We start from the raw sequence: 24,490 nt of genomic DNA on the forward strand, positions 1-24,490 counted from the left end.
ACGGCTCCCGACCACACGATCAGGTGGCTCCTAAGCCTTCAAATACTCAGAACGTGCCAGCCCGGTCCCGCGGCACCTCGATCGTGGCCTCCCCGGCGGCGTCGGTCAGCACCGTCTTCGGGCGGGTGCCGTTAGGACGTTGCTAGCTCCCGGTGCCGGGGAGCCATGCTTCTCGTGCCCGACGTGCTCGGTCATCTCCTCCTCCAGAGCAGACTCCAGCACCTGCTTGGTGATCGACTTGAGCAGCCCCTCGGGGCCGGTCAGGTCCTCACCCCGGGCCCGTGCGGCCTTGACCAGCTCACGAACCGCGGCCCGCTCCGCCTCACCAGCCTTCGCGGTCTTCTTCGCTTCCTTGGGCATCGAGCTCATGCTCGAGGATGTCTCGGTCATCGGTGACCACCCTTCCTCGCCGACATCGTCGGCGTGTCGGGCCAGAAACACCGTTCAGCGGACAGTCCCGTAAATAGGTCGATTACACAGGTACTCAGTGTTCAACCTCGCGCTGACGTTCGTGCCGTATATCGGTTGTGGCCTCCGCGGGAGTCCCACGGAGGCCACAACCGATTGAGGTCAGCGCGCGGTCTCGGAGACCTGGAGCGGCAGCGCGTCGTCCGCGGCCCACTCGGTCATCGAGCCGTCGTAGACCTTCACGTCGTCGTGGCCGAGGCGGGCGAGCTGGAACGCCAGGTAGGTCGCGGCGATCCCCGACCCGCAGTACGTGATGACCTCGGTGTCGTCGGCCAGGGCACCGGCCTCCTCGAACAGGGGGCGCACCTGCTCGGGGTCCTTCGCCCCGCCGGTCGGGTTGACGAGGTTGCCGAAGAAGACGTTGCTCGATGTGGGGATGTGACCCGCTCGGGCGTACGTCTTGCGTGAACCCGCGAACGTCGCTCCGTCAAGCGAATTGACCAACTGCACGTCATCGCGCTCGATCGCGTCGAGCACCGTCTGCTTGTCCGCCAGCAGTTCGGGGCGACGGCGGGCCGTGAAGGTCGCGGCCGGCAGGGTCTCATTGCCCGTCGCGGTGGGCAGGCCGGCCGCACGCCACGCGGGGAATCCCCCGTCGAGGATGGCGATGTCATCGAAGCCCTCGAGGCGCAGGTTCCACCACAGGCGGGTGGCCCACATGTCGGCGCCCTGGTCGTAGATGACGACCTGGTCGCCGTCGCCGATGCCGAGCTCGCCGATCCGGGCGCCGAAGGTGGCGCTGTCCAGTGCGGTGAACGTCGTCGGCGCGGACTGGTCGGCGAAGTCGATGAGCAGGTCGGCGAAGACGGCGCCGGGGATGTGCTCGCGCTCGTACGCCTCACGCCCGGACGCGACGTCGTAGTAGCCGTCACCCTCCGGCTGGGTCAGGAAGGTGGTCGCGTCGATGATGCGCAGACGCGGGTCGTCACGGTGGTCGGCAAGCCAAGTGGGGTCAACGAGGAGCGGGAGGGTTGTCATGGGTTCAAACATAATTGAATGTTTGACTTAGTCAAATCTGACCTTGGATGGGTCAGGTGCCGCCTCGTGCCGCGAATGAGGCCATCCACCGCAGAGGGGCCTGGGCCCCCTTGCGCCCATACGGGCGATTACTTCCGATACCTCGAACCGCGAGGAACGGGCCGGGCTCGTTGCGATGTCGGTCGCGACTGCGAGACTTGCCTGGTCGCTGTCGAACACGGGGGGTGAGTTGCGCTGATTCGCTACTCGTCCGACGAAGTCTGGCCCATACACGACCACAAGGAGTGGGAGAAGACCCTGAAACTCGCCCGCGAGCACGGATGGGAACTTGCCACGATGAGTGACCACTCCTGGGGTCGAATCGTGTGCCCAGCCGGAGGGTGCACCTTCCTGATCTTCTCGACCGGGAGAGGTGCGGAGTCCGTCGCGCGTGAGGCCGCGAAGAGGATCCGCCGTTGCCCGCATCATCCGCGAGCCGCCTCCACCTTGGCTGAGTTGGGCGAACGACTCAGGAAGGCGGAACGGCTCGTGGACGCAGCGGAGCGATTGGGCCGGGCAACCCAATTCGAGAGGCAGGCCGAACTACTGGCCAGCGCGGAGGAACTGCTCGACCACGAAGCCGTCTCGGCCGAGATCGGTGAGCTATTGGATGGCCAAGAGCACGCTGCCACCGAAGCCGAAGCAGCCTTCCTCGCCGCCAGGACTGACCCAGTCCCGGCGGCGGAGGCGCTCGACCTTGCCGATGTCGAGGTGCGCGTGGTGCAGGACAGGCTGCGTCGGCCGAAGGGGCTGGCACAGCCTGCAGTGATTGAGTTGCGCACGAACGCGAAGGTCCTTCGCGCCCGAATCGGTGAGATGAGGAGGGCCCGTCCGGGCATGGGCTACCCCGATGATGAGGGTCACAATTTCGTCAGGAACGGTTGACAACTGCCAACCTGGAAGCGAGATTTGGACAGTCACCACGGGAAGGGAGCCGACCATGACAACTGCAGTGCCACTAACCGTCGAGGGCGTTGACCTTCAGGACGAGGTGACTGTTGAGACGATCGGAAAACGGTTCAGCGACCACCTCTGGGGTGCCGCGGACGGGTTGGTCACGATGACCGTGTTCGTGGACTCGGGCGATCCCGCGTCTCAGGTCGTCGAGGCTGCGCGCGCGGTCGAACACGCGATTCCAGGTGCCCGCGTGCGCCGCGTCCACCGGGACCTGGTCAGCCAGAGCGACATCGCCCAGCGTGTGGGGGTGTCGCGCGAGGCCGTGCGCAAGTGGACGTTGCGCACGGGTGAGAGGGGGTTCCCTGCACCCTTCGACACCATCGGCAGCAGTGCATCGCGCACCGCATCCAAGGTGTGGCTGTGGTCCGACATAGTGGCTTGGCTCGACGAGTCCTATCTCATTGAGATCGACGAGAACCTGCCTGACGAGGCGACCGCAGCTCACATCGATGCCTGCCTCGCCAAGGTCAGGGGCTATCTGGAGCGGCAGTGGCAGGACGTCCCCACGCCGGCCACCCCGTACGTCGAGCGCTCCCGGCACCCGATCGCGCCCAAGACCCCTGAGCAGCTGGTGCCGGAGTTGATGCCTGGTCTGCGGACGACGTCCATCCCGATCCTTGAGGCGGAGCAAGTCAGTGCCTGACGCGACGCCGCACGGCGCGACCAAGAGGCAGGCCGGGTCCAGGCACGACGTCACGGCCTTGGAGAACTTGGTCCGACGCACTCAACTCAGCGACATCCGGTTGCAGGCCTTCTCCGGCGCGGTCATCCGCACTCCGCCGGAAGACATCTCCGTCACGGTTACCCCCGCCACGCCCCGGTTCGCCCGCGACGAAGGCGCGATCATTGCGCTTTTCTCCCACCGCATCGACTACACCGGACCAGACCCGCGCCGGGCGGACGATGATGAAACCCCGGTTGGGCACCTGGAAACGACCCACTTGGTGGAGGTCAGCCTCGCCGGTGACGATGCTCCCTCCGACGAGTCGATCGAGGCGTTCCTGAGCGGGAATGTCCTCTTCATGGTGTACCCGTACATCCGAGCAGCCCTGCACCGACTACCCAGCGAGTTCGGCCTGCCCCCCGTGTTGTTGCCATACCTGCGCCGCGACACGCTCGGCGTCGTCCTCGCTGACGAGGCCACCCCCGGTTCGAGGTAAAAGCGCCCGCTCCAACGGTCGCGAATACCTCGAACCGCGGGAGGGGCCGAGGCGTGATCAGTGCAGGACGGCCTCGCCCAGCAGGCGGATCACCTCGAGCGCGAGTTCCACGTCGAGCCGATCCGCATCCACCGGTCGCCCGCGCAGTTCCACCGCCCGATCGACCCGGTACTTCACCGTGTTGCGGTGCAGCACCAACGCCTCGCCCGTCGCCTGAAAACTGCCACCGGTGGCCAGGAACGTCAGCAGCGTCTCACGCAACCGCCCGGCCGCCTCGGTCGGCTCGGCCAGGGGCCCGAGGATGTCCGCCACCCACCGACTCAGCGAACCCAGGTCGTGGACGAGCATCGCGACGACGGCGACCGCCCGGTCCTCATGGGCGACCACCTGCTGCCCGGCGCGCGAGACTGCCGCGACATCGCGCGCAGCTTCGGCCTGACGATGGCTCTCCCGAAAGCCGTCGATGCCGCGCGAGGCTCGGCCCAACGCCACCCGCGCCTCGGGCAACTCAGCCGCGGCCGCCGACACCCCGGCCCAGCCCTCGCCCGCATCAGCCACGGCGCCTCCCCCGAACCACGCCCACGCCGTGCTCCGATCGACGACGGTGAACAGTGTCGCCGTCGCCCCCAACGACGCCGCCACCTCGTCGGCCAGCGTGCGCAGGCTGTCGGAGTGGTCGACCCCGGGGTTCGCCGAGGCCACCCACAGCACCGCCGCCACGTGCGACTGGGTGAGCCGGTAGCCCGTGTGCTCGTCGAACCCGTGCTCCGCGCCGGGCAGATGGTCCAGCACCGCGCGAACGCGGACCGCCGCAATGGAAGCGTGCCGCTCCTCCACCTGCTGACGTTCCTCGTCGTACGCCGCGATCACGACGCCGCTGACCCAATCGACATACGAATGCATCCACCGAGCCAGGTGGTACAGGAGCCGCAGCCGGGTATCCGAATCGATGTCCATCTGCCGGATCTCCTCGAACGCCTGCGCCAGGAACTCGCTGGAGCCGAAGTGGTACGCCCGGCGCAGCGAGGAGGCCGCAATTCCTCGCTGCGCCAACCGAATCGCGTACTCCGTTGCCGCCGTGATCGCCTGCGCCCGCTCCACCGGGATGTCGTGGCGCAGCATGTGGAGCATCGTCGCGACATTGCCCTCGACGCTCGCGAACAGCATGGTCCGCAACTCCGGATCGTCGAGGTCGGTGATGGACTCCTCGATGACCCGCGTCATGCTGGCGGTGACGTCATCGGACCGGCGGTACAGCCGATCCCCGACGACCGCCGTCAGCCGCACGATCTCCTCCTCGGGTATCACGCCGTCAGTCGCCCCAGAGCCGATTTCGCGGCGTTGTAGCCCGACATGCCGTGCGCTCCCGCGCCGGGCGGGGTCGCGGCCGAGCAGAGGTACACCCCCGGCACCCCCAGCGGGTAGGGGTCGAGCGCGGCGCGTGGCCGGAAGATCAGTTGCAGCGGGTCGTTCGCGCCAGTGACGACATCCCCGCCGACGTAGTTGGGGTTGTGCGCCTCCATCGCGACGGCCGAACGCACGTACCGGCCCACGATGCGGTCGCGGAAGCCGGGCGCAAACCGTTCGATCTGCGCCTCCAACGCCGCGCTCGCGTCGCCGGTGTACCCGGCCGGCACGTGGGCGTACGCGTACACCGGCACGACCCCATCGCGGGCCCGATCCGGGTCGGCCAGGTACTGCTGACCCACCAGCACGTAGGGCCGCTGCGGCATCCGACCCCGGTTGACCTCCGCCTCCGCCGCCGCGATCTCCTCATGAGTCCCGCCGACGTGCACCGTCCCGGCCAGACGAGACTCCGCGTGCGCCCATGGCACGCCACCGGCCACGGCGAAGTCGACCTTGAACACACCCGGCCCGTGCCGGTAACGGGTCAACGCACGGGCAATACGACCGGGCAGGCGATCGCCGACGATCTTGACCGCGGCCCGCGGGGCCACGTCGAGCATGACGATGTCCGGAGCGCCGAGCTCGGCCAGACTCTCGACCCGCACCCCGGTCTCGACCTTGCCACCATGCGCCTCGAGCAGCGCCGTCATCGCCGCGGCGATCGACTGCGATCCGCCCTTGGCCACCGGCCAACCGTAGCGATGCGCGGCCGTGCCGAGCGCCACTCCGATCGCCGACGAGAGCGGAGAGGTGAAGGGCCGCAACGCGTGCGCCGCGACACCGGCGAAGAGGGCCCGGGCCTGGGGCGTGGACCACCGGCGCGCCAAGAGGTCCGCCGGTGCCAACGACAGGACGCCGAAGCGCGCCAACTTCACCGGGTGCGCCGGCACGTGCACCATCGGGCGCAGGAAGTCCTCGGTGATGTCGCCGAAGTTGTCGGTCAGGTACCCGAAGACCGACTGCCACGCCCGACCGTCGGCGCCGAGCCCGTCGGCGGTCTGCGCGACCGACCGCCAGGCCGCTGCCCCCCGCCCACCATCGAGCGGGTGCGAATACTGCACCTGCGGCCACAGCCACTCCAAACCGTGCGCGCCGAGGTCGAAACGGCGAGAGAACGGAGTGTCGACCGCGAGCGGGTGGAAGCCCGAACACTCGTCGTGCAGCAGGCCGGGCAGCGTGAGCTCGCTGCTGCGAGTCCCCCCGCCGATGGAGTCGGCCGCCTCGACCACGCGCACCTGCACCCCGGCGGCGGCCAGGGTGAGGGCGGCAGCGAGCCCATTGGGCCCGCTGCCGACCACGACGGCGTCGCTCACGCCGCCAGCCTTGCGTTGACCGGTTCCGGGTGGTGATGGCACCCGGCCGGCTCGTACCCGGGCATGCGCCACGTCACCTCATGCTTGATCGGGCCGTTGGGCAACCACGGCTGCTCGTTGACCGCGTCCGCCACGATCCAGGTACCTCGCTCGACGACACCGAGGGCGGCGTCGATGACCTTGTACTCCTGCGTCGGCTTGTGGATCGGCTGGGACTCCACCCACACGACGATCAGTTCGCCCGGCGCGAAGTTGCAGCGCTTCTGCACGGCCTCGATCGTGGCCTCGTTGTGCAGGTGACCATCGCCGAACTGCCAGCCGATCAGGGTCGTGCACACGAACTCGGCCTCACGAATGCGGTAGTTCTCGAGCTGGTCGAGGTGACGCATCATCAGCGACATCAGGCCGCGGCCCTGGCTGTGCATCGTGCGCCAGGCCATGGCCTTCTGCATGAAGATCTCGGCGATCTCCTTGCCGAACGCGCCGGAGAGCTGATCGATCTGATTGATGTTGGACTTGACCAGGTGCGTGTTCAACTTGGCCTCCGCCTCATCGCCTCGGAACGCCCACGTCGCCGAAGCCCAGTTTCCAGCGTACTGCCTCATCGACGGCAGGAACGAGACGAGGTCGGGACGCAGGTTGCCCAGGATCGGGAAGGTCAGGAAGACCACGAGGATCGGCACGAGCAGCCACATTGACGTCAGGTCGGTGACGGCATAACCGGCCCCGGCGGGGTAGGCGCCGAACAGGAACGCCGCGGCGAACATGAAGAACACATTCCACTCCAGCGGCACCGCGAGCGGGAAGGTCGAGGTGATGAAGATGTGGAAGGTGATGATGCCGATGATGGCCAACCACGTGATCGTCGCGTTCGGTGAGAACAGGAGCACCAGTGGCAGCACGAGTTCGACAACCGTGCCACCGATGTGGGCGAACGCCCACGCCACCTTGGAGGGACGAAGGTCCTCCGGGTAGTTGCGGTAGAGCTTGCGCTTGAACCACGTCCCGGGAATCCACGGGGTGTTGCTCAGCATCGGGGGCACCACGTTGGTGAAGTGGCGGCCGAACTTCGAGATGCCGGCCCCCATCCAGATCGTCACGATGGCGATCTTGGCGGCAATGACCATGTCGACCTGGTGGGCGAAGACCCCGAAGAAGAACATCACGCCGATGTACTGCTCGGACCGTGCGGCGAGGAAGACGACCTTGTCACGCAGACCCATGAGGATGATGCCGCCGACGTAGGTCAGCAGGGCCCACGGCGGAATCAGACCGGCGGCGCTCTCGGGCGCGGCCGACGTGGTTGCGCCGGGGCCGAGCAGCATGAACGCCAGAATGGCGAGCAACCCGTAGTACAGGGCGACGTCGAAGACCGTGCGGTGATCGCCCTTGGTGAACGGCACCTTGCCCGGCCACGGTGGCACGCGCAGGGTGTTGGGGCGAGCGAAGTAGAGGATGCCGCCGATGAGCGGCTTGAACTTGAAGGCCAGCGGGCCGGAGGACGAAGCGAGCCCCATGATCTCGAACAGGATCGTCCAGACCATGAGCTTCTGGTAGACGATGAGTTCCCCCCACCAGCCTCCAAGGTTCATGATGCCGCCCAAGCCGGGGGTGGTCAGCGCCACGACGCCGATCCCGCCGAAGATGTAGAAGAGCAGCTTGTAGACATACAACATGTGGAAGGTCTTCGGGCTGCCGAAGCCATAGTCCGCCCAGTGGGTGGCCAGCAGACGAATACGGTCCATGAACGGCATGGACTCGAACTGCGCCGGGTCGACCGGCGGCATGTCCGCGGTTTTGAATCCCATGACAGTGCTCCTTTGCACAGGTGGGTCCGGCACGAGACGCGGTCTCGTGCACAGCGGGATGGGGTGTGGTCGCGCTGACGCGCTGTGGTGCGCCTGCAGGGGGCGCGGTGGGAGGCGCCCGAAGCGCTCGGGTCAGCCCACGGGCTCCGCGACGGAGCGGCGCAGGTTGGGTTTGTCGATCTTGCCCACCGGGTTCTTCGGCAGGGCGTCGACGAGATGGATCTGCTCAGGGACCTTCACCCGGGTCAGGTGACGGGTGCAGTGGTCGATGAGTTCCGCCTCGGTGACCGTGGCGCCGGGGTAGAGGCTGACGAAGGCGACCGGAACCTCGCCGAGCACCTGGTCGGGGCGGCCGACGACCGCGGCTTCGAGCACGCCATCGACGGTCGTCAGGACGCGCTCGATCTCCTTGGGGTAGATGTTCTCGCCGCCGCGGATGACCATGTCCTTCACCCGGTCGACGATGCTCAGGTAGCCATCCTCGTCCAGGCGGCCGACGTCACCGGTGTGCAGCCAGCCGTTGACCACGGTGGCGGCCGTCGCCTCGGGGTTGTTGAGGTAGCCGCGCATGACCGTCGGGCCACTGATCACGACCTCGCCGGTCTCACCGGTGGGCACATCGTGACCCCGCCCATCGACGATCCGAATGCTCTGCCCCGGCAGCGCCGGCCCGACGGAGCCGAGCTTGCCCACGCCATCGACCGGGTTGCAGGCCGACGCGCACGTGCCCTCGGTCAGGCCGTAGCCCTCGACGATGACGAAGCCGTAGCGCTTGTGGGACTTCTCCAACAGTTCCTTCGAGACGGGAGCCGCGCCGCAGACGACGAAGCGCAACGACGAGGTGTCGGGCTTCACCTCTTCCGGCATGGCCGCGAGCACGGCGTAGATCGTCGGGACGGCCGAGAAGTACGTCGGGCGCAACGCCTCGATCTGATCGAAGAACCGGCCGGCGGAGAACTGACCGACGATGCTCAGCCGGCCACCGACCCGCAACACCGGTAGGGCGCTGACCATGATCGCGTTCGCGTGGAACAACGGCAGAATGAGCATGCAGTGATCGGCCGCGGTCAGCGACAGGTGCGCGGTCATGGTGCTGGTCATTGCCTCGACGTTGGCGTGGTCGAGCATGACGCCCTTGGGCCGTCCGGTGGAGCCGCTGGTGTAGATGAGCAGGGCGAGGTCGTCGCCGGTGAGGGCGTGGGGGGCGACCGGGTCGGAGCGTCGTTCGGCGCGCACATCGTCGACGTGGATCGTCGCACGACCGCCGTTCGGGGCGTCGGGGCCCGCATTGATCACGAGTTTCGCGCCGGAGTCGCCGATCTGGTGATCCGCTTCGGATGCGGTGAAGACCGGGTTGACCGGGGTTGCCGCTGCGCCGAGACGCCAGGCGGCGAACATCGCGACCAGGAGTTCGACCCGGTTGGGCAGCATGATCGCGATGACATCGCCGGCCGTGATGCCGTGCTCGCGGAACTGCTCGGCGCAGGCCTGGATGCGGTCATCGAACTGGCGGTAGGTGAGTTCGACACGGTCGTCGCGCACGGCGATCGCGTCTGGTCGGGACGCGACAACACTGTCACTGTCCCAGGGTAGGTACCCGAGGCGCATGGCCCCTCCTTCGGTGCTGGAGACCCCGCTGGAGCAACACTGCCCGCGGCGATCTGGGTCACGACACTAGGGAGCGCGGTAGGGGCCTGCCTACGTGGGACGCGTACCAAGTTGTCGCTGGGGTTTGTGCGCTGCGCACGTATCGCTCCGCCTCCTGCCTCACCGCTCCTCCACCCGTCCGCCCCCTCCCGCCCTCCCGCGGTTCGAGGTATGAGCGACCGTTGGAGCGGTCGCTCATACCTCGAACCGCGGGGTGGCGGTACTGATTTGATCATTCAACGTTATGGGAGCAATAATCTCAGGCATGAGTTTCCCGCGCTTCCCCGCCATCGTCGATGAGGTCTCCGTCCGGCTGATCGCCGCGGTCGTCCTCGTCATCGGCGTCATCGCGCTCGCCACCCAGCAGTGGTGGCTCTATGCCGTCCTCGCCGTCGACTTCACCCTGCGCGCGGCGTTCGGCCCCCAGGCCAGCCCGATCGCCCAACTGGTGAATCGATGGATCCGCCCGCGTGTCGCGGCCCCCACACGCCCGACCGCCGGTGCCCCCAAGCAGTTCGCGGCCTCGATCGGCGCCGTCATGACGATCGCCGCGACGGCCCTGTGGATCGTCAACCTCGCCACCGGCTCCTCGGCCGCCATCACCGCCGTCGTCGTGATCGGCGCGATCATGGTGCTGTTCCCGTTCCTTGAGGCGGTCTTCGGCTTCTGCGTCGGCTGCAAGCTCTTCGCCGGCCTCATGCGCCTGGGCCTCGTGCCCGAAGACGTCTGCCTCGACTGCGCCGACATCACCCGTCGCCAGCAGCGCCAGACGGTCAGCTGATCGCCGCTCCCCCCGTTCTGGTCGCCACCTCCTTCTGGTCGCCACCTCCTCGTTCGAGGTAATAGAGGGCGTTGTAACGCCCCTTATTACCTCGAACCGGTGGGGGTATCGGGGCCCAACCACCGACGCAGCCCCGCCCGCCCGGAACGCATCATCGCGGCGTGATTGGCCCGCATCATCCAGTCCCCGCCCGGCACGCCCACGAACCGGCGCAGGACCGGGTGCTTGACCGACACCTCCTCGGTGAACGTCGCCACGCTGCCGCCGCCCGACGGCTCGACGCACCACTGGCACCACCCCACCAGGTCACCATCGAGCCGCACCCGCAGCAAACCGGCCGCACGATCCTCCGTTTCGCGAGTCAACCTGAGCCGGAGCGTCACGGGCATCACCGATCGCACGTACGCCCAGCCGCTGGCCTCGTCGATCCGCTCGATGCGACGTATCTGCGGCCACCACTGGTCGTACGCGTCCACGGCCGCCAACACCGCCACCACTGCGTCCGACGGCGCGGACAACTGCCAGTCCTCGGCGAACGACACCGTTGCTCCCATGACTCCAGCGTGCCCCAGCATGCCCGCCGCCCGGGCGAACGCGCGTTCCTCGTGCCTGGCCGCCCGCCCCGCGGCGTTGCCAGAACAGGTTGCGTTGATCCCTGAGCTCTCGCCTCAGGGCTCGGCGTAGCCGGTGACGTGCACGGTCAACGCCCCGTCCGCCGGGTCCTCGGGCAGCACGAACACCACCTCGGTTTCCTCACCACCGGCAAGGAAGTCGATGCTCTGGTCCCCCTCGGCCACGGTTTCACCCTTGATGACCAGCGAGGCCGACACCTGCACGTTGGCCGCGGTGTCGTCGCCCTCGTTGCGCACGGTGACCGGCACCTGGAAGGTGCTGCCGACCCGTTGCGTTTGCCCCACGGCCACCTCGGGCTGCGCCGGCCGCGACGACCCGAGCATCTGCCCGACCAGCACGGCCACAACGACCAACAGCACCGCCACGGCGGCGGCGACCGTGACCCACTGCGCAGGGGTGCGCCCCTCCTGTCGGCTCATACGGCCAGTCTGCCTGCCGCACCGCCGACGGCCGCCGGCAGCCCGAGCACCAGGACGCGTCCTAGCACCTCACTGCTCGGCACCTCCGCGCGATGGAAGATCACGAGCAACAACCACGCGATGGCCAGCGACACGAGGTAGGCGGCAATGGTCTCGGCCAGCGGGCTCTGGAGAATGCCACCGGCGCCGTGCCTCCTCTCCTGACCCCAGAATCCCGCGACGAACACGATCGCGTAGGAGATCAGGAGGGTCGCCCCGACCAAGGCCAACAACCACGCGGGGCTGAGTTTCGCCGACAGCACGACCACCTCGTCCGTGGGCGCAATCGTCACGGCGATGAACGCCGCTCCGATCGCGGCCGCACCGAGATCCGCCACCGTGGGGTTGATGGCCGGATCGTCGTTGGCCGGGGCATCCTCGTCATCGTCGCCATCGCGGTTGCCGTGGAGCAGGTGACGGGCCAGACCGACGCCGAGGCAGAAGGGAATGGACTCGTAGACGACCATCCCGAGCGCAGACGCGATCGGCACCTCGAACGTGACCTGCCGCAACAGCACCAACACGAGGAGCGTCGTGACGAGACCGACGGCCAACCCGATCGTGGCGTCGATGGCCGCGTCGACCCAAGATGTGTCGCGACGTGTGCGGAAACCCTCGGTGCTGTTGAGCACGAACAGGATGACGAAGATGCCGCCGAGCACGGCCACCACCGTGGCCGGCTGGGAGCGCGGCCCGGAGAACCACATCTCCATCGTGTAGAGCAGCGGAATGCCGAACAGGAGCCCGCCACAGGTGGCGCGCACCAGCTCGAGGAGTTCGCGGGTGACCGAGTGCCGGTCCGCCCCACCGTCGGGCGCGACTGCGGCCGTGGTCACGATCGTGTGCCGTTCACCATCAGAGCGTGCCCCGGAGACACGCGCGAAGGCAAGGGGTGGAGCCGCCTATCGGAATCGAACCGATGACCTGTTCATTACGAGTGAACCGCTCTGACCGACTGAGCTAAGGCGGCGCGCGCCGGTGAGGGCGTGCCGGATGAGTATACGGACCGGCGCGCCCTCGACGCCAATCGGTCTCAACAGCGTGTCCCATCAGCCGGGAGCGTGCCCTCGAGCCAGTACCGATCCACCGCGTCGTTCACACAGTTGTTGCTGCGCATGTACGCGGTGTGGCCGTCGCCGTCGTACGTCAGCAGCGTGGCCTGGTCCAACTGGCCGGCCAGCCGCTGGGCCCACTCGTACGGCGTCGCCGGGTCCCGCGTCGTCCCCACGACGAGGATCGGCGCGGCGCCCTTCGCCGCGATCGGCCCGGCCTTGCCCGTCGCCTTCTCGGGCCAGAACCCGCAGACCATCGAACCCCAGACCATGAACTCACCCCAGATCGGCGCGGCCTTGGTCACGGCGGGTTCCATCTTCCGGTAGTGGTCCAGGCTCGCGGACTCGGCGCTGTCGAGACAGTTGACGGCGTAGATCGCCTCCATGATGTTGCCCGAGTACGTGCCGTCGGCGTTGCGCTCGGCGTACTGGTCCGCCAGATCCATCAACGCGGCACCGTCACCGTTCTGCACGTCCCGCAACGCCTGCGTCAACGCCGCCCACATCCCCTGGTCGTACATCGCCTGCGCCACCCCGAGCGAGGCCCAGCCCTCGGTCAGGTCGGGGCGTCCGTCCGACAACGGCAGCGGAGTCTCGTCGAGCCGGGTCAGCAGCGTCTGCAGCCCGGCCACGACGTTGTCGGCATCGCCGTTCCACGGGCACTCACCGCTGTCGGCGCAGTCGGCCGCCCACTGACGCGTCGCCCGGTCGAAACCCTGACCCTGCCCGATGGCGAACTGCTCACTGGTCAGGTCGGGCGCCACCGCCCCGTCGAGCACCAATCGGCCCGCCTGCTCCGGGAACTCCTCGGCGTACGTCGCTCCGAGAAACGTGCCGTAGGACTTGCCCAGGTAGGTCAACTGGTCGTCACCCAGAGCTGCGCGCAGCACGTCCATGTCCTGGGCCGCCTCGCGCGTCGAGACGTGCCCGAGCAGCGGCCCGGCCGTGCGCCCACACTCGGTGGCAAAGGCCTTGGACGTCGCCGCGAATTCACGCTGCTCGGCCGTATCGTCCGGCGTCGGGTCCTGCCCCAGGAACCGATCCAACCCACGATCGCTGACACAGTCGATCGGCGCCGACCGCGCCACCCCGCGCGGGTCGAACCCGACGACGTCGTACACATTGCGGATCTGCGGCGTCACGATGTAATCGGCCGCCCGCGCGTAATCGACCCCCGACGCGCCCGGCCCACCGGGGTTGACGACGAGCGACCCACGACGCGACCCGGCCTTGCGCGCCGGAGCACGGAACACCGCGATCCGAATCGTCTCGCCATCGGGGGTGGCATAGTCCAGCGGCACCTCGAGATCGGAGCATTGCCCGCCCTCGCAATCGCTCCACACCAGTTTCTGCTCGTAGAACCTCGTCAACGCCTCGCGCCCCGGCGGCATCGCCCCGTTCTCGCTCGGGGTGAACGGCTCGCTGGTGAGCGAACACGCGGTCAGCGCGACTGCGGCTGACACGGCAGCGGCAACGGCTCGAATCAGAGGCAGACGCACGGCATCAGGCTAACCCGGCGCCCGGTCAACACCGACTCAGGTCGAAATCGGTCACCGCGGCATCTGCAGCGAAATCGCCATCGCCTCCAGGGCCAACAGCGGTGGCACATTCGCCTCGATCCGCGCCCGAGCCGTGCCGATCGCGTCCATGCACCCGAGCAGGCCGGCCGCCGTGAACACCTGCGCCAGTTGCGTCACCGTGCCGCGGGCATCCTCGTTGACCAGCGGCACGCCAGCCTCCTCCCGCACCATGAGCGCGTCGCGATAGACCGACATCAGATCCGTCAGTGACCGGTCCACGACATCGCGCAGATAGCGCGTCGCCCGCTTCTTCTGCTCCTTCTCCAGGGCGGAGATCTGCGAACGCACCGCCACCGGTTGCGTGCGCGCCGCGGGATCGGCCCCGAGCATCTCCAGCAGCTTGGCCTTCTCCTCGGCATGCCGCTCGACCAGCGCCGCGTCACGCTCCTCCTCGGCGATCTGCACGAGATCCGCCGCGGCGTCGACAGCATCCCCGACACCCCGGATCCGCGTGGTCAACGTCACCGCATCATGCCGCCGGATCCGGGCTCCGTCATCACGGGCAAACCGGCGCGCCAACCCGATGTGCGACTGCGCCGCCCGCGCCGCGTGGGCCGCCATCTCGGGCGCGATCCCGTCGCGGCGCACGAGCAGCTCGGCGACGGCCGACACGCTCGGCGTGCGGAGCCGCACATGCCGGGTGCGCGAGCGAATGGTGATGAGCACGTCCTCAAGACTCGGAGCGCAGAGCATCCAGACGGTATGACTCGTCGGCTCCTCGAGCGCCTTGAGCAGGGCATTGCCGGAGGACTCGTTGAGCCGGTCCGCGTCCTCGATGACGATGATGCGGAATCGCCCCACGCTCGGGCGCCGACCAGCCAGCTGTACCAGGTCGCGCGCCGAATCGACCGGGATGATCACCGTCTCGGTGCGCACCAGTTCGACGTCGGCGTGCGTGCCCTCGATCGCGGTGTGGCACTCGCGGCACCGCCCGCACCCACCCTGCGGGCACAGCAACGCCGCGGCGAACGCCCGCGCGGCGGTCGACCGCCCCGAACCGGGCGGCCCGGTGAACAGCCACGCATGCGTCATCGCGGTCGGATCGGCGACCGCGTGCTGCAGCGTCGCGACGACCTCCTCCTGTCCGACGACGTCATCCCAGACACTCACGGCTTCGCCACCGGCTCCAGCGTCAGCCCCAACCGATCCCCCACAGCCGCAACGATATTGGCGTGGATGACAGCCCGGTCACCCATCCCGTCGACGACGATGTACCGCCCCGGCGCCGCGGCCGCCACGCGCAGGAAATGCGCCCGGATCGCCGCGTGGAAATCGTCCGCCTCACGCTCCATCCGGTCGTGTTCGCCACCGCGCCGACGCCGCCCCTCCTCCGGCGCAATGTCGATGACGACGGTCAGATCGGGATGCAGCCCCGCCACGGCCCACTCCTGCACCCGCTCGACCTCGTCGGCCCCCAGGTCACGCCCCGCCCCTTGGTACGCCACTGAGGAGTCGACGTACCGGTCGGACACGACGATCTCGCCGCGCGCCAACGCCGGGCGCACGACCTCCTCGACGTGCTGGGCCTTGTCCGCCGCGAACAGCAGCGCCTCCGCCCGCGGCGTGATGTCTCCCCCGTGCAACACGAGGTCGCGGATCTGCTGCCCCAACGGCGATCCGCCCGGTTGGCGGGTTTCGAGCACCCGGAGACCGGCTGCTCGCAACGACGCCACGAGCAGCCGCACATGCGTGGACTTGCCCGCGCCGTCACCGCCTTCGAAGACGATGAAGCGCCCGGCTGCGCCCGACTCCGTCTGCTCCACGTTCACGCGCACGAGCGTAGGACACGACGCCGACAACGCCGCGTTCTTGTCAACAGGTGCGTCACGGCTGCCGGCGATGCGGCATCCACGCGCGCGGATCGTCGAGGCTCCCTTCGCCGAGGCGGGTGTAGACGATGCGGTCGTGCAGGCGACTCGGGCGCCCGGCCCAGAACTCGATCTCGTCGCATGCGATGCGGTAGCCGCCCCAGAAGTCGGGCAGCGGCACCTCGCCGGCCGGGTCCGTACCGTACTGCTGCTCCACGCGCGCGAATCGCTCCTCGAGGGCCCGACGATCGGAGATGGGGGCGGACTGGTCGGAGGCCCACGCGCTCAACCGCGATCCGTGGGGGCGCGAGTCGAAGTACGCCTTGACCTCGTCGCGGTTGAGCTCGATCGCGGTGCCGCGGAAGCGAATCGCCCGATACATCGACGGCCAGGTCAGCGTCGCCGCGACCCGCGGGTTGGAGCGCAGTTCACGCGCCTTGATGCTGTTGAGGTTCGTCACGAACCCCGGGCCACGCTCGTCGAAGAACCGCATGAGGACGGTGCGCACATTCGGGGTGCCCTGCGCGTCGACAGTCGCGACGGCCATGGCCAGCGGCTCGGGCACGTCCTCCGCTTCGGCGTGGCGGGCGATGGCCTGCTCGACCCACAGGTGGGCCTGGCGCCACGGGGTCGGCTCGAGCTCGGACTCGTCGAGCCCGCCCCGGTATTCGATGCGGGGCACGTTCACGCGCGTTCCTCAGTGGTGGTTCCGGGTGCCGGAGCGTCGTTGGTGTCGTTGATCTGCCGGGTTCCGGCGGTGCCGTCGGAGCGCTGCCAGGTGACCTCGAGTTCGTCCTTCGCACCGAAGCGGACGAGGTGGCGGCCGACGACGTCCTCGAACAGGTCGACGTTCTCTTCTGTGGCGGTCAGGGTGAAATCGAGCGAGAAGGGGGCGGCCACGAGTTCGACGTGGGTGGCATCGTCGAAACCGATGCGGCCGGTGCCGTCCTCGGCGTCCCAGACGGCGATGGCCTTGCGGCCGAGGTGCGAGCAGAGCTGTTTGCCGTACCGCGCGGCGCGGTCGGTCAGCACGGAGGCGGTGGAGGTGATGGGGTCAGCCATGGAAGGTAAGCCTAAGTGGTCCATCTGGGAGTGCTGCCGGCCCGCTGCGCCCCCACACCGCACTGTGCTCACGGTGCGCGACTATCGGGCACGTTGCGTCGTGTGCCCAGGTGACGCAACCTGAGCAAAGTGCCGTCACGGGTCTACGCGCCCGAGTTGTCCACAAGGTCACCGCGCTGGCGCCTGCCGTCCACAGATGCGCGCATACCTGTGGGCAGGGCGCATCGCGACAGCGACCGTTCACGACATGGAGCGACTTCTGCCCTTGTCCGCTGACGGGGTCTTCTCGACAGCCATGGCCACGCGTGTGGGTCATGACTCGTATTCGCTGCGCCAACTGGCCGCGCAGAATCGCATCCGTCGTCTGTTCCGCGGGTGGTGGGCGCTTCACGACCCGCAACTCCCAGTCGCCCCGTGGGACAACGCGGATCCGCGCATCGCCACCCGCTCGCTTCACCGGCTGAAGTGTCTGGCCTACCTGCAGCACTTCGACGGCCGCGCTGTGCCGAGCCATCACTCGGCGCTGGTGATGCACGCCGTGGTGACCTACGCCTGTGATCTGGCGACGGTCCACCTGGCTCGGACAGCCGACAGGTCCTCGCGCGCTGCGGCGGGCGCGGTGGTGCACACGAGGTCCGCCCGACCGACCTCGCACTCCCCCGACGGTCATCCGACAGCGGACCTGGCGCTGGCGGTGGTCCAGACCGGCATCGCGGCGCGTCCGGAGTCGGCACTGGTCGCAGCCGACGATGCCCTCCGTCAGGAGTTGATCACCAATCTGGACATCGCGGTGGCCCTGCAGGACTGCACCCGCCACCCCGGGGTCGCCCAGATCAGACACCTACTCCAGTTCGCCGACGGTCGCCATGAATCGCCCGGGGAGACGCTGACTGCGCTGGTCCTGCGCGGTCTGCAACTGGATTTCGTTCCGCAGCAGGTGATTTCAACCGATGGCGGAACCTATCGGGTGGACTTCCGACTCACGCGGCACCGCGTGATCATCGAGTTCGACGGAGCAATCAAGTACCGCGGACGCGACGACACGCTCTGGAACGAGAAGCGGCGCGAGGACCACCTGCGGGCCGCCGGCTACGAGGTCGTGCGCCTGGTCTGGTCGGACCTCCGGACCCCTGGGCGCGTACGTGCTGCGGTGAACGCCGCGATCGCGCGCCGCTGACGCCCACTCTGCTCATGTTCCCTCACCTGGGCACGCTCTGGAACCTGACCGCTAGTCACGCAAGGTGAGCGAAGTGGCGGATACCGGCCGGGGCGGGTGGGCAGGGGGCAAGCGGGGCGGGGCGAGGCAGCGAGGGCGAGGGGCGAGGGCGAGGGGCGAGGGCGAGGGGCGGGGCGAGACGGGTCGTTGAACACCCACAGCACCGCGTACCGGGTGGTTCAGCCACCCTTTACGCCCCTGCCATGATGAACATCGTGACTGACAACGCCGCCATCGTGATCCCCGACGACATCAAGCCCCAGGACGGTCGTTTCGGCGCCGGTCCGAGCAAGATCCGGCCCGAGCAGGTCGCTGCCCTCGACGCGATCAGTGCCACGGTGCTGGGCACCTCCCACCGGCAGGCGCCGGTGAAGAACCTCGTCAAGTCCATCCAGGAGGGTCTGACCTCCCTGTTCTCCCTGCCCGACGGCTACGAGGTCGTCGTCGGCAACGGCGGCGCGACCGCCTTCTGGGACGCCGCCGCCTTCGGCCTGGTGCGCGAGCGCGCCCAGCACCTCTCCTTCGGCGAGTTCTCCTCGAAGTTCGCCAAGGTCACCGACGGAGCCCCGTTCCTGGGCGAATCGGTCGTCGTCACGTCCGACCCGGGCACCCTCCCGACGCAGGAGGCCACGGCCGGCGTCGACGTCTACGGCTGGGCGCACAACGAGACCTCCACCGGTGTCATGGCCCCGATCCAGCGGGTCGCCGGCGCCGACACCGACGCCCTCGTGCTCATCGACGCCACCTCGGGCGCCGGCGGTCTGCCCGTCGACATCGCCGAGGTCGACGCGTACTACTTCTCCCCGCAGAAGTGCTTCGCCTCCGACGGTGGCCTGTGGTTCGCCGTGATGAGCCCCGCCGCGACCGCCCGCGTCGAGGAGCTCGCCGCCACCGACCGCTGGATCCCCGACTTCCTCAACCTGCAGACCGCGCTGGACAACTCGCGCAAGAACCAGACGTACAACACCCCCGCGGTGGCGACGCTCGCGCTCATGGCCAACCAGGTCGAGTGGATGAACGCCAACGGCGGCCTCGACTTCACCGTCGCCCGCACGAAGGACTCCAGCGACCGCATCTACACCTGGGCCGAGGCCAACCCGCTGACCACCCCGTACGTCACCGACCCGGCCGCCCGCAGCCAGGTCATCTGCACCATCGACTTCACCGACGACGTGGACGCCACCGCGATCGCCAAGGCCCTGCGCGCCAACGGCATCGTCGACACCGAGCCGTACCGCAAGCTCGGCCGCAACCAGTTGCGCATCGCCACGTTCCCGGCAATCGACCCGAACGACGTCTCCGCACTGCTCACCTGCATCGACTACGTCACCGAGCGCCTCTGACCACTCGACACACGACGCAGCGCCGATCACCCCGCGAGGTGATCGGCGCTGCGTCGTTCTGCCGTCAGAACAGCGAGATCACCTGACTGATCACGACGGCCAACACCAGCACGGCCAGTACCCCGACCGTCATCATCCGGCGAAATCGCGGAGTCACGCCTTGATCACCCCAGACACGAAGAGAATCACCGGGACATTGTGCGCCCCGCCGGCGCCGGGGACCCAACCGGCCGGGGCAGCGTGACCTGCAGATGTGGCCGGGTGTCGCGATCGAACCGCACTCGCACGTCCCGGTGCCGCAGCCAGATCGCTGCGCCGACGAGCCCGGCGCCGACGATGAGCGCGGTCAGGGCCAGCGACCACCGCGCCCCGGCCACCTGGGCCAGCCACCCGAAGATCGGAGCGCCGAGCGGCGTGCCCCCGAAGAAGATCGTCGTGTACAGCGCCATGACGCGGCCGCGCACCTCCGGCTGAGCCCGCATCTGCACCATCGCATTGGCCGTGGTCAGCGTCGTCAGCGCGGTGAATCCGACGAAGACGAGCGAGATCGCGAAGAGCGTGTACGTCGGCGCGAACGCCGAGGCGAGCGTGGCCACGACGAAGCCGGCCATCGCCACGAGGAAGATCAACATCCGGGGGCGGGCCCGTCGGGCGCTGAGCAGTGCTCCGGCCAGCGACCCGATGCCCATGACCGTGCCGAGGATGCCGAACTCGCTCGCCCCCAACCCGAACACCTGTGTTGCCATCAGCGCGTTGGTGATCTGCTGGTTCATCCCGAACGTGCCGAAGATGAAGACCAGCGCCATGACGAGGATGATGTCGGGGCGGCCGGCGACGTAGCGCACACCGGCGACGAACGACCCCTGGCCCGGAGCCGCCGCGACCGGGTGCAGCTGCTCGGGCCGCATCAGCGCCAGCGCGACGAGCATCGCGATGAACGTGGCCGAGTTGACGAGCATGGCCACGCCCGAGCCCCAGGCGGCGATCGCGACTCCGGCAATGCCCGGGCCGACGAGACGGCCGACGTTGAACGACGTGGAGTTGAGCGCGATCGCGTTGGGGAGGTACTCGTTCGGCACGAGTTCGGAGGCGAAGGCCTGTCGGGCCGGATTGTCGATCGCGGTCGCGGCGCCCTGCATCAGCGCGATGGCGTAGACGTGCCACAACTGGACCTGTCCGGACAGCACGAGCGCGGCCAGCACGCCGGTCGTCGCGATGAGCACGACCTGCGTGACCGCGAGCGTGTACCGCTTCGGGAACCGGTCGGCGATCATCCCCGACCACGGCATGAGCAGCAGGAAGGGCAGGAACTGCAGCCCGGTGACGATGCCCAGGGCCGAGGCGGACTGGTCGGTGACCTCGGTGAGGACGACCCAGTCCTGCGCGATCCGGCCCATCCAGGTGCCGATGTTGCTGATCAGCGCGGCGAAGAACCAGATGCGGTAGTTGGGGATGGCCAGGGAACGGAAGGTCGAATTCACAGGGCGGCCACCTTGCCGAGCACGGCCGCGGCCCGGGTCAACACGTCGATCTCGTCGTCGCTGAGTTGGGCAACGCGCGTGGCCATCCATTCGTCGCGGCTGCGGCGCGCGACGGCGAGGTGGTCGTGGCCGGCGTCGGTGATGGAGATGCGCACCTGTCGCCCGTCGTCCGGGTCGGAGGTGCGGGTGGCCAGGCCGGCGTCGACCAGCGCCCGCACGGTACGGGTCATGCTCGGAGCGGAGACGCGCTCGATGTCGGCGAGTTCGCCCGGAGTGTGGTCGCGACCGTCCAGCCGACAGAGCGCACTGAACAGGTGCGGGGCGAGGGCGTCGGAGCCCTCGTGGCGCACGCGCCGGGAGATGCGCATGCACGCGAGACGCACGTCGGTGGCGACGCTCAGGGTCGCGTCGGGGATGGCGGTGTCGGGGATCTGCCCGGGGTGGTCCGCACTCGCGAACGTCACCGAGGCCGCGGTGGCGGTCATGGCGACTCCTTCCGGTGGTGGTCAACTGGTGAGGTCAACTCATTACCTTGGCTAAGTATTCCACGGGGCGCGGTGCCCGGCCCAGCCACGTCGTGCGAGACGGCCGCCGCGCCGTCACATCAGCGAAACATCGTGCCCATAAACTCGCCGCATGAGTGACGCCGGCCACTTCTCGCTCCTGGAGACCTACGCTCCGGTCGCGGGCACCTACGACGAGCTGATGGCGCCGGACGGCACCGTCCGCCCGCATTACCGCGCGGCCGTCGACGAGTTGGCCCGCATGAGCGACGCCGACGTGCTCGGCCGCTCCGAGTACGTCGGCTCCAGCTATCTCGAGCAGGGCATCACCTTCGACGTCGGCGGGCAGGAGCAGCCGTTCCCGATCGATGTCATCCCGCGCATCATGACCGCGAGGGACTTCGCCGTCGTCGAGGGCGGGATCGCCCAGCGCGTCACCGCCCTGGAGATGTTCCTGACCGACATCTACTCCACCGGAACGGTCTTCACCGACGGCGTCATCCCCCGCAAGATCGTCGCCTCGTCGCGGCACTACCACCGCATCGCGCACGGGATCATCCCGCCCAACGGGGTGCGCATCCACGTGTCGGGCACCGACCTCGTGCGCGGCACCGACGGTCAACTGCGCGTGCTCGAGGACAACGTCCGCGTCCCCTCCGGCGTCAGTTACGTCCTGACCAATCGCCGGGCCATGTCCTCGACGTTCCCCGAGATCATCCGGCGCTACCCCGTGCAGCCCGTGCACGATTATCCGGCCATGCTCGGCGCCGCCCTGCGCGCGGCGGCACCCACCGGCGTCACCGACCCGACCGTCGTCGTGCTCACCCCCGGCGTCTACAACTCCGCCTACTTCGAGCATGCCCTGCTCGCCCGCACCATGGGCGTCGAACTCGTCGAGGCCAGCGACCTCAGCTGCGAGAACGGCCGCATCCTGGCCTCGACGACCCGCGGCAAACAGCGCGTCGACGTCATCTACCGCCGCGTGGACGACGACTTCATCGACCCGGCGCACTTCCGGTCCGACTCGATGCTCGGCGTCGCCGGGCTCATGGCCGCCGCTCGCGCCGGCAACGTCACCATCGCCAACGCGGTCGGCAACGGCGTGGCCGACGACAAACTCACGTGCACCTACGTCGACGACCTGATCCGCTACTACCTGGGGCAGGAGCCGATCCTGCCCGGCGTGCGCACCTGGCGACTCGAGGACCCGACCTCGCTCGAGGAGGTCATGGACCGCCTCGACGAGGTCGTGGTCAAGCCCGTCGACGGCTCCGGCGGCAAGGGCGTCGTCATCGGGCCGAAGGCCACTCCCGCCGAACTCGCCGACCTGCGCACCGCGATCCTGCACGCCCCGCGCGACTACATCGCCCAGCCGGTCGTGCAACTCTCCACCGTGCCCACGGTCTGCGGCCAGGAGATCAGCCCCCGCCACGTCGACCTGCGCCCCTTCGCGGTCAACGACGGCCAGCGCGTCCACGTGCTCCCCGGCGGGCTGACGCGCGTGGCGCTGCAGGAGGGCCAGCTCATCGTCAACTCCTCCCAGGGCGGCGGGTCGAAGGACACCTGGGTCTTGACGGATCGTCGCGTGAAGACGCCCGCACCGACGCTCGCCGAGACCCCCGGTCCCCGACACCCCTCGCTGACCGCCGGCGAGGACGCCGAACGCGCGGGCGACCCGGCCGCGCACACCCCGCCGGCCGGGCAGCAGAGCCAGACCCAGGGACCGGTCTCGACCGCGCGCGCCACCGGCCCGCAGAACGCCATGACGCTGTCCCGGATCGCCGATTCCCTCTTCTGGGTCTCGCGGTACCTCGAGCGCGCCGAGGCCACGTCACGAATCCTCGAGGCCAACGTGCAGTACATGGTCGAGGACCCCACGGTCGACCAGGAACAGGCCGCCCGGGCCCTGCTCGCGGCGATGGGGGAGAACGCCGACGAGGTCGCCGGCGACGGACCGGTCGGCATCGCCCTGGTGCTGGACCGCCTCTGCTACGACCTCGACGCCCCCTCGAGCCTGCGCGCCACCCTGACCGCCGCCCGCGCGTCCGCCCGACGGATCCGCGAGGTGCTCTCCCTGGACATGTGGGAGGCGATCAACACCGCCTACCTCGACGTGCGGCGACCGAGTTTCCGCCGCAAGACGGCCCATCAGGCGTTCCAGCAGGTGCGCCACGGCGCGGTCCTCGCCTCGGGCATGGCCCGCCAGACGATGACCCACGACGAGGGGTTCGAGTTCATGATGCTCGGCCGCTCCCTCGAACGCGTGGACATGACCGCCCGACTCATCCTCGCCGCGGCGATGGGCGGGGGCACGGACATGTCGTGGGCCAACGCCCTGCGCGCCTCCGGCGGCCACCAGGCGTTCGTGCGCGCCAACACCGGCGAGGGCACCGGGGCCGAGGCTGCCGCGTTCCTCCTGCTCAACGACCGTTTCCCCCGCTCGCTCCTCTACGGCCTGCAAGCCGTCGAGGGGGCCCTGCGCGAACTCGAACCCCGCAGCGGATTCGCGCGGCGTGACGAGGCCCTGCACCTCATCGGCCGGGTCCGCGCCGAGATCGAGTACCTGCCCGAGGACGAACTGCTCGACGGCCTCGCCGAACGGATGGAGCGGGTGCAGGCGACCTGCACCCAGGTCGGCACCCTCGTCTCGCACCGCTACCTCGGCATCGGCCCCATGGACGCCTGGCAGGAGGCCCCGGCATGCGACTGAGGATTCACGCGACGCTGTCGTACACCTACTCCGAACCGGTGCACAAGGCCCACGTCGAGGTGCGGCTCGCGCCCGCCGCGACGGCC

At 68.8% G+C, this 24,490-nt stretch carries 22 protein-coding genes, 1 tRNA gene and 2 pseudogenes; 8 read left to right on the top strand and 17 right to left on the bottom strand.

Translation table 11 applies throughout. The features are described from left to right. Nucleotides 1–49 precede the first annotated feature (49 nt). Nucleotides 50–390: pseudogene (locus KD1_RS07930) on the bottom strand (transposase); the annotation flags it as partial. A 180-nt stretch (nucleotides 391–570) separates the two neighbouring features. Beyond that, entirely contained in the window at nucleotides 571–1,446 is an 876-nt protein-coding gene (locus tag KD1_RS07935; RefSeq protein WP_068400161.1) for a sulfurtransferase, read from the bottom strand. Between the two features lie 528 nt (nucleotides 1,447–1,974). Here KD1_RS07935 and KD1_RS07940 point away from each other — a divergent pair. The 3 genes from KD1_RS07940 to KD1_RS07950 all read left to right on the top strand — a co-directional run bounded on the left by KD1_RS07940 (nucleotide 1,975) and on the right by KD1_RS07950 (nucleotide 3,602). Then, nucleotides 1,975–2,370, top strand: coding sequence for a hypothetical protein (locus KD1_RS07940; RefSeq protein ID WP_068400110.1), 396 nt, complete (start codon nucleotides 1,975–1,977; stop codon nucleotides 2,368–2,370). A 175-nt stretch (nucleotides 2,371–2,545) separates the two neighbouring features. After that, nucleotides 2,546–3,085, top strand: coding sequence for a helix-turn-helix transcriptional regulator (locus tag KD1_RS07945; protein ID WP_157073238.1), 540 nt, complete (start codon nucleotides 2,546–2,548; stop codon nucleotides 3,083–3,085). Beyond that, nucleotides 3,078–3,602 carry a hypothetical protein gene (locus KD1_RS07950; protein WP_068400116.1) on the top strand — a complete coding sequence of 175 codons (525 nt, stop codon included), beginning with the start codon at nucleotides 3,078–3,080 and terminating at the stop codon, nucleotides 3,600–3,602. Before KD1_RS07945 ends, KD1_RS07950 begins: the two co-directional genes overlap by 8 nt. A gap of 57 nt (nucleotides 3,603–3,659) precedes the next feature. On the opposite strand, the gene KD1_RS07955 is transcribed toward KD1_RS07950, so the two are convergent. The 4 genes from KD1_RS07955 to KD1_RS07970 form a co-directional block, all read right to left on the bottom strand. Continuing rightward, nucleotides 3,660–4,889, bottom strand: coding sequence for a PucR family transcriptional regulator (locus tag KD1_RS07955; protein WP_217995839.1), 1,230 nt, complete (start codon nucleotides 4,887–4,889; stop codon nucleotides 3,660–3,662). Nucleotides 4,890–4,906: 17 nt separating this feature from the next. Then, complete coding sequence (locus tag KD1_RS07960) at nucleotides 4,907–6,322, bottom strand: phytoene desaturase family protein (RefSeq protein ID WP_068400122.1); 1,416 nt, start codon at nucleotides 6,320–6,322, stop codon at nucleotides 4,907–4,909. Continuing rightward, nucleotides 6,319–8,130 carry a DUF3556 domain-containing protein gene (locus tag KD1_RS07965; RefSeq protein ID WP_068400125.1) on the bottom strand — a complete coding sequence of 604 codons (1,812 nt, stop codon included), beginning with the start codon at nucleotides 8,128–8,130 and terminating at the stop codon, nucleotides 6,319–6,321. Before KD1_RS07965 ends, KD1_RS07960 begins: the two co-directional genes overlap by 4 nt. Before the next feature lie 132 nt (nucleotides 8,131–8,262). Further along, complete coding sequence (locus KD1_RS07970) at nucleotides 8,263–9,738, bottom strand: class I adenylate-forming enzyme family protein (protein WP_068400128.1); 1,476 nt, start codon at nucleotides 9,736–9,738, stop codon at nucleotides 8,263–8,265. Between the two features lie 304 nt (nucleotides 9,739–10,042). Here KD1_RS07970 and KD1_RS07975 point away from each other — a divergent pair, with 304 nt between their 5' ends. Beyond that, complete coding sequence (locus tag KD1_RS07975; protein WP_068400131.1) at nucleotides 10,043–10,558, top strand: DUF4395 domain-containing protein; 516 nt, start codon at nucleotides 10,043–10,045, stop codon at nucleotides 10,556–10,558. Between the two features lie 86 nt (nucleotides 10,559–10,644). Here the strand turns inward: KD1_RS07975 and KD1_RS07980 are convergent, their stop codons facing one another. The 9 genes from KD1_RS07980 to KD1_RS08020 all read right to left on the bottom strand — a co-directional run bounded on the left by KD1_RS07980 (nucleotide 10,645) and on the right by KD1_RS08020 (nucleotide 17,151). Further along, nucleotides 10,645–11,112: an SRPBCC family protein gene (locus KD1_RS07980; protein WP_169795359.1), complete on the bottom strand. Its 468-nt coding sequence runs from the start codon at nucleotides 11,110–11,112 to the stop codon at nucleotides 10,645–10,647. Between the two features lie 114 nt (nucleotides 11,113–11,226). Continuing rightward, complete coding sequence (locus KD1_RS07985) at nucleotides 11,227–11,610, bottom strand: CARDB domain-containing protein (RefSeq protein WP_068400137.1); 384 nt, start codon at nucleotides 11,608–11,610, stop codon at nucleotides 11,227–11,229. Continuing rightward, nucleotides 11,607–12,485 (bottom strand): TIGR02587 family membrane protein, encoded by an 879-nt coding sequence (locus tag KD1_RS07990; RefSeq protein WP_068400140.1) that lies wholly within the window; start codon nucleotides 12,483–12,485, stop codon nucleotides 11,607–11,609. Before KD1_RS07990 ends, KD1_RS07985 begins: the two co-directional genes overlap by 4 nt. Nucleotides 12,486–12,542: 57 nt before the next feature. Then, nucleotides 12,543–12,619, bottom strand: a tRNA-Thr gene (locus KD1_RS07995). A 63-nt stretch (nucleotides 12,620–12,682) separates the two neighbouring features. Then, a complete protein-coding gene (locus KD1_RS08000) occupies nucleotides 12,683–14,200 on the bottom strand; it encodes an alpha/beta hydrolase (protein WP_068400143.1) in 1,518 nt (505 codons plus the stop codon). A gap of 51 nt (nucleotides 14,201–14,251) precedes the next feature. Then, a complete protein-coding gene (locus KD1_RS08005; protein WP_068400146.1) occupies nucleotides 14,252–15,391 on the bottom strand; it encodes a DNA polymerase III subunit delta' in 1,140 nt (379 codons plus the stop codon). Further along, nucleotides 15,388–16,050 carry a dTMP kinase gene (tmk, locus tag KD1_RS08010; RefSeq protein WP_245627325.1) on the bottom strand — a complete coding sequence of 221 codons (663 nt, stop codon included), beginning with the start codon at nucleotides 16,048–16,050 and terminating at the stop codon, nucleotides 15,388–15,390. The genes KD1_RS08005 and tmk overlap by 4 nt, the downstream gene beginning before the upstream one ends. A 55-nt stretch (nucleotides 16,051–16,105) precedes the next feature. Next, complete coding sequence (gene pdxH / locus KD1_RS08015) at nucleotides 16,106–16,777, bottom strand: pyridoxamine 5'-phosphate oxidase (RefSeq protein ID WP_068400149.1); 672 nt, start codon at nucleotides 16,775–16,777, stop codon at nucleotides 16,106–16,108. Next, nucleotides 16,774–17,151, bottom strand: coding sequence for a DUF2218 domain-containing protein (locus tag KD1_RS08020; protein ID WP_068400152.1), 378 nt, complete (start codon nucleotides 17,149–17,151; stop codon nucleotides 16,774–16,776). The genes pdxH and KD1_RS08020 overlap by 4 nt, the downstream gene beginning before the upstream one ends. Nucleotides 17,152–17,398: 247 nt before the next feature. Here KD1_RS08020 and KD1_RS08025 point away from each other — a divergent pair, with 247 nt between their 5' ends. After that, nucleotides 17,399–18,328, top strand: coding sequence for an endonuclease domain-containing protein (locus KD1_RS08025; protein ID WP_169795360.1), 930 nt, complete (start codon nucleotides 17,399–17,401; stop codon nucleotides 18,326–18,328). A gap of 245 nt (nucleotides 18,329–18,573) precedes the next feature. Then, nucleotides 18,574–19,710: a phosphoserine transaminase gene (gene serC / locus KD1_RS08030; RefSeq protein ID WP_068400167.1), complete on the top strand. Its 1,137-nt coding sequence runs from the start codon at nucleotides 18,574–18,576 to the stop codon at nucleotides 19,708–19,710. Nucleotides 19,711–19,895: 185 nt separating this feature from the next. Here the strand turns inward: serC and KD1_RS08035 are convergent, their stop codons facing one another. After that, the gene (locus KD1_RS08035) at nucleotides 19,896–21,191 is read right to left on the bottom strand and encodes an MFS transporter (RefSeq protein ID WP_068400158.1); all 1,296 of its coding nucleotides are present in this window, start codon (nucleotides 21,189–21,191) and stop codon (nucleotides 19,896–19,898) included. Next, nucleotides 21,188–21,676 carry a MarR family winged helix-turn-helix transcriptional regulator gene (locus KD1_RS08040; RefSeq protein WP_174521103.1) on the bottom strand — a complete coding sequence of 163 codons (489 nt, stop codon included), beginning with the start codon at nucleotides 21,674–21,676 and terminating at the stop codon, nucleotides 21,188–21,190. The genes KD1_RS08035 and KD1_RS08040 overlap by 4 nt, the downstream gene beginning before the upstream one ends. A gap of 151 nt (nucleotides 21,677–21,827) precedes the next feature. On the opposite strand from KD1_RS08040, the pseudogene KD1_RS17360 reads away from it, so the two are divergent. Together KD1_RS17360 and KD1_RS17365 are read left to right on the top strand one after the other, a co-directional pair. Beyond that, nucleotides 21,828–23,270, top strand: a pseudogene (locus tag KD1_RS17360) (circularly permuted type 2 ATP-grasp protein); the annotation flags it as partial. A 186-nt stretch (nucleotides 23,271–23,456) separates the two neighbouring features. Continuing rightward, complete coding sequence (locus KD1_RS17365) at nucleotides 23,457–24,404, top strand: alpha-E domain-containing protein (protein WP_245627326.1); 948 nt, start codon at nucleotides 23,457–23,459, stop codon at nucleotides 24,402–24,404. The last annotated feature ends 86 nt before the right edge of the window (nucleotides 24,405–24,490 follow it).

Origin of the sequence: Kribbia dieselivorans NBRC 106261 (genome assembly GCF_001552435.1) — a bacterium.
Classification (GTDB): domain Bacteria; phylum Actinomycetota; class Actinomycetes; order Actinomycetales; family Dermatophilaceae; genus Kribbia; species Kribbia dieselivorans.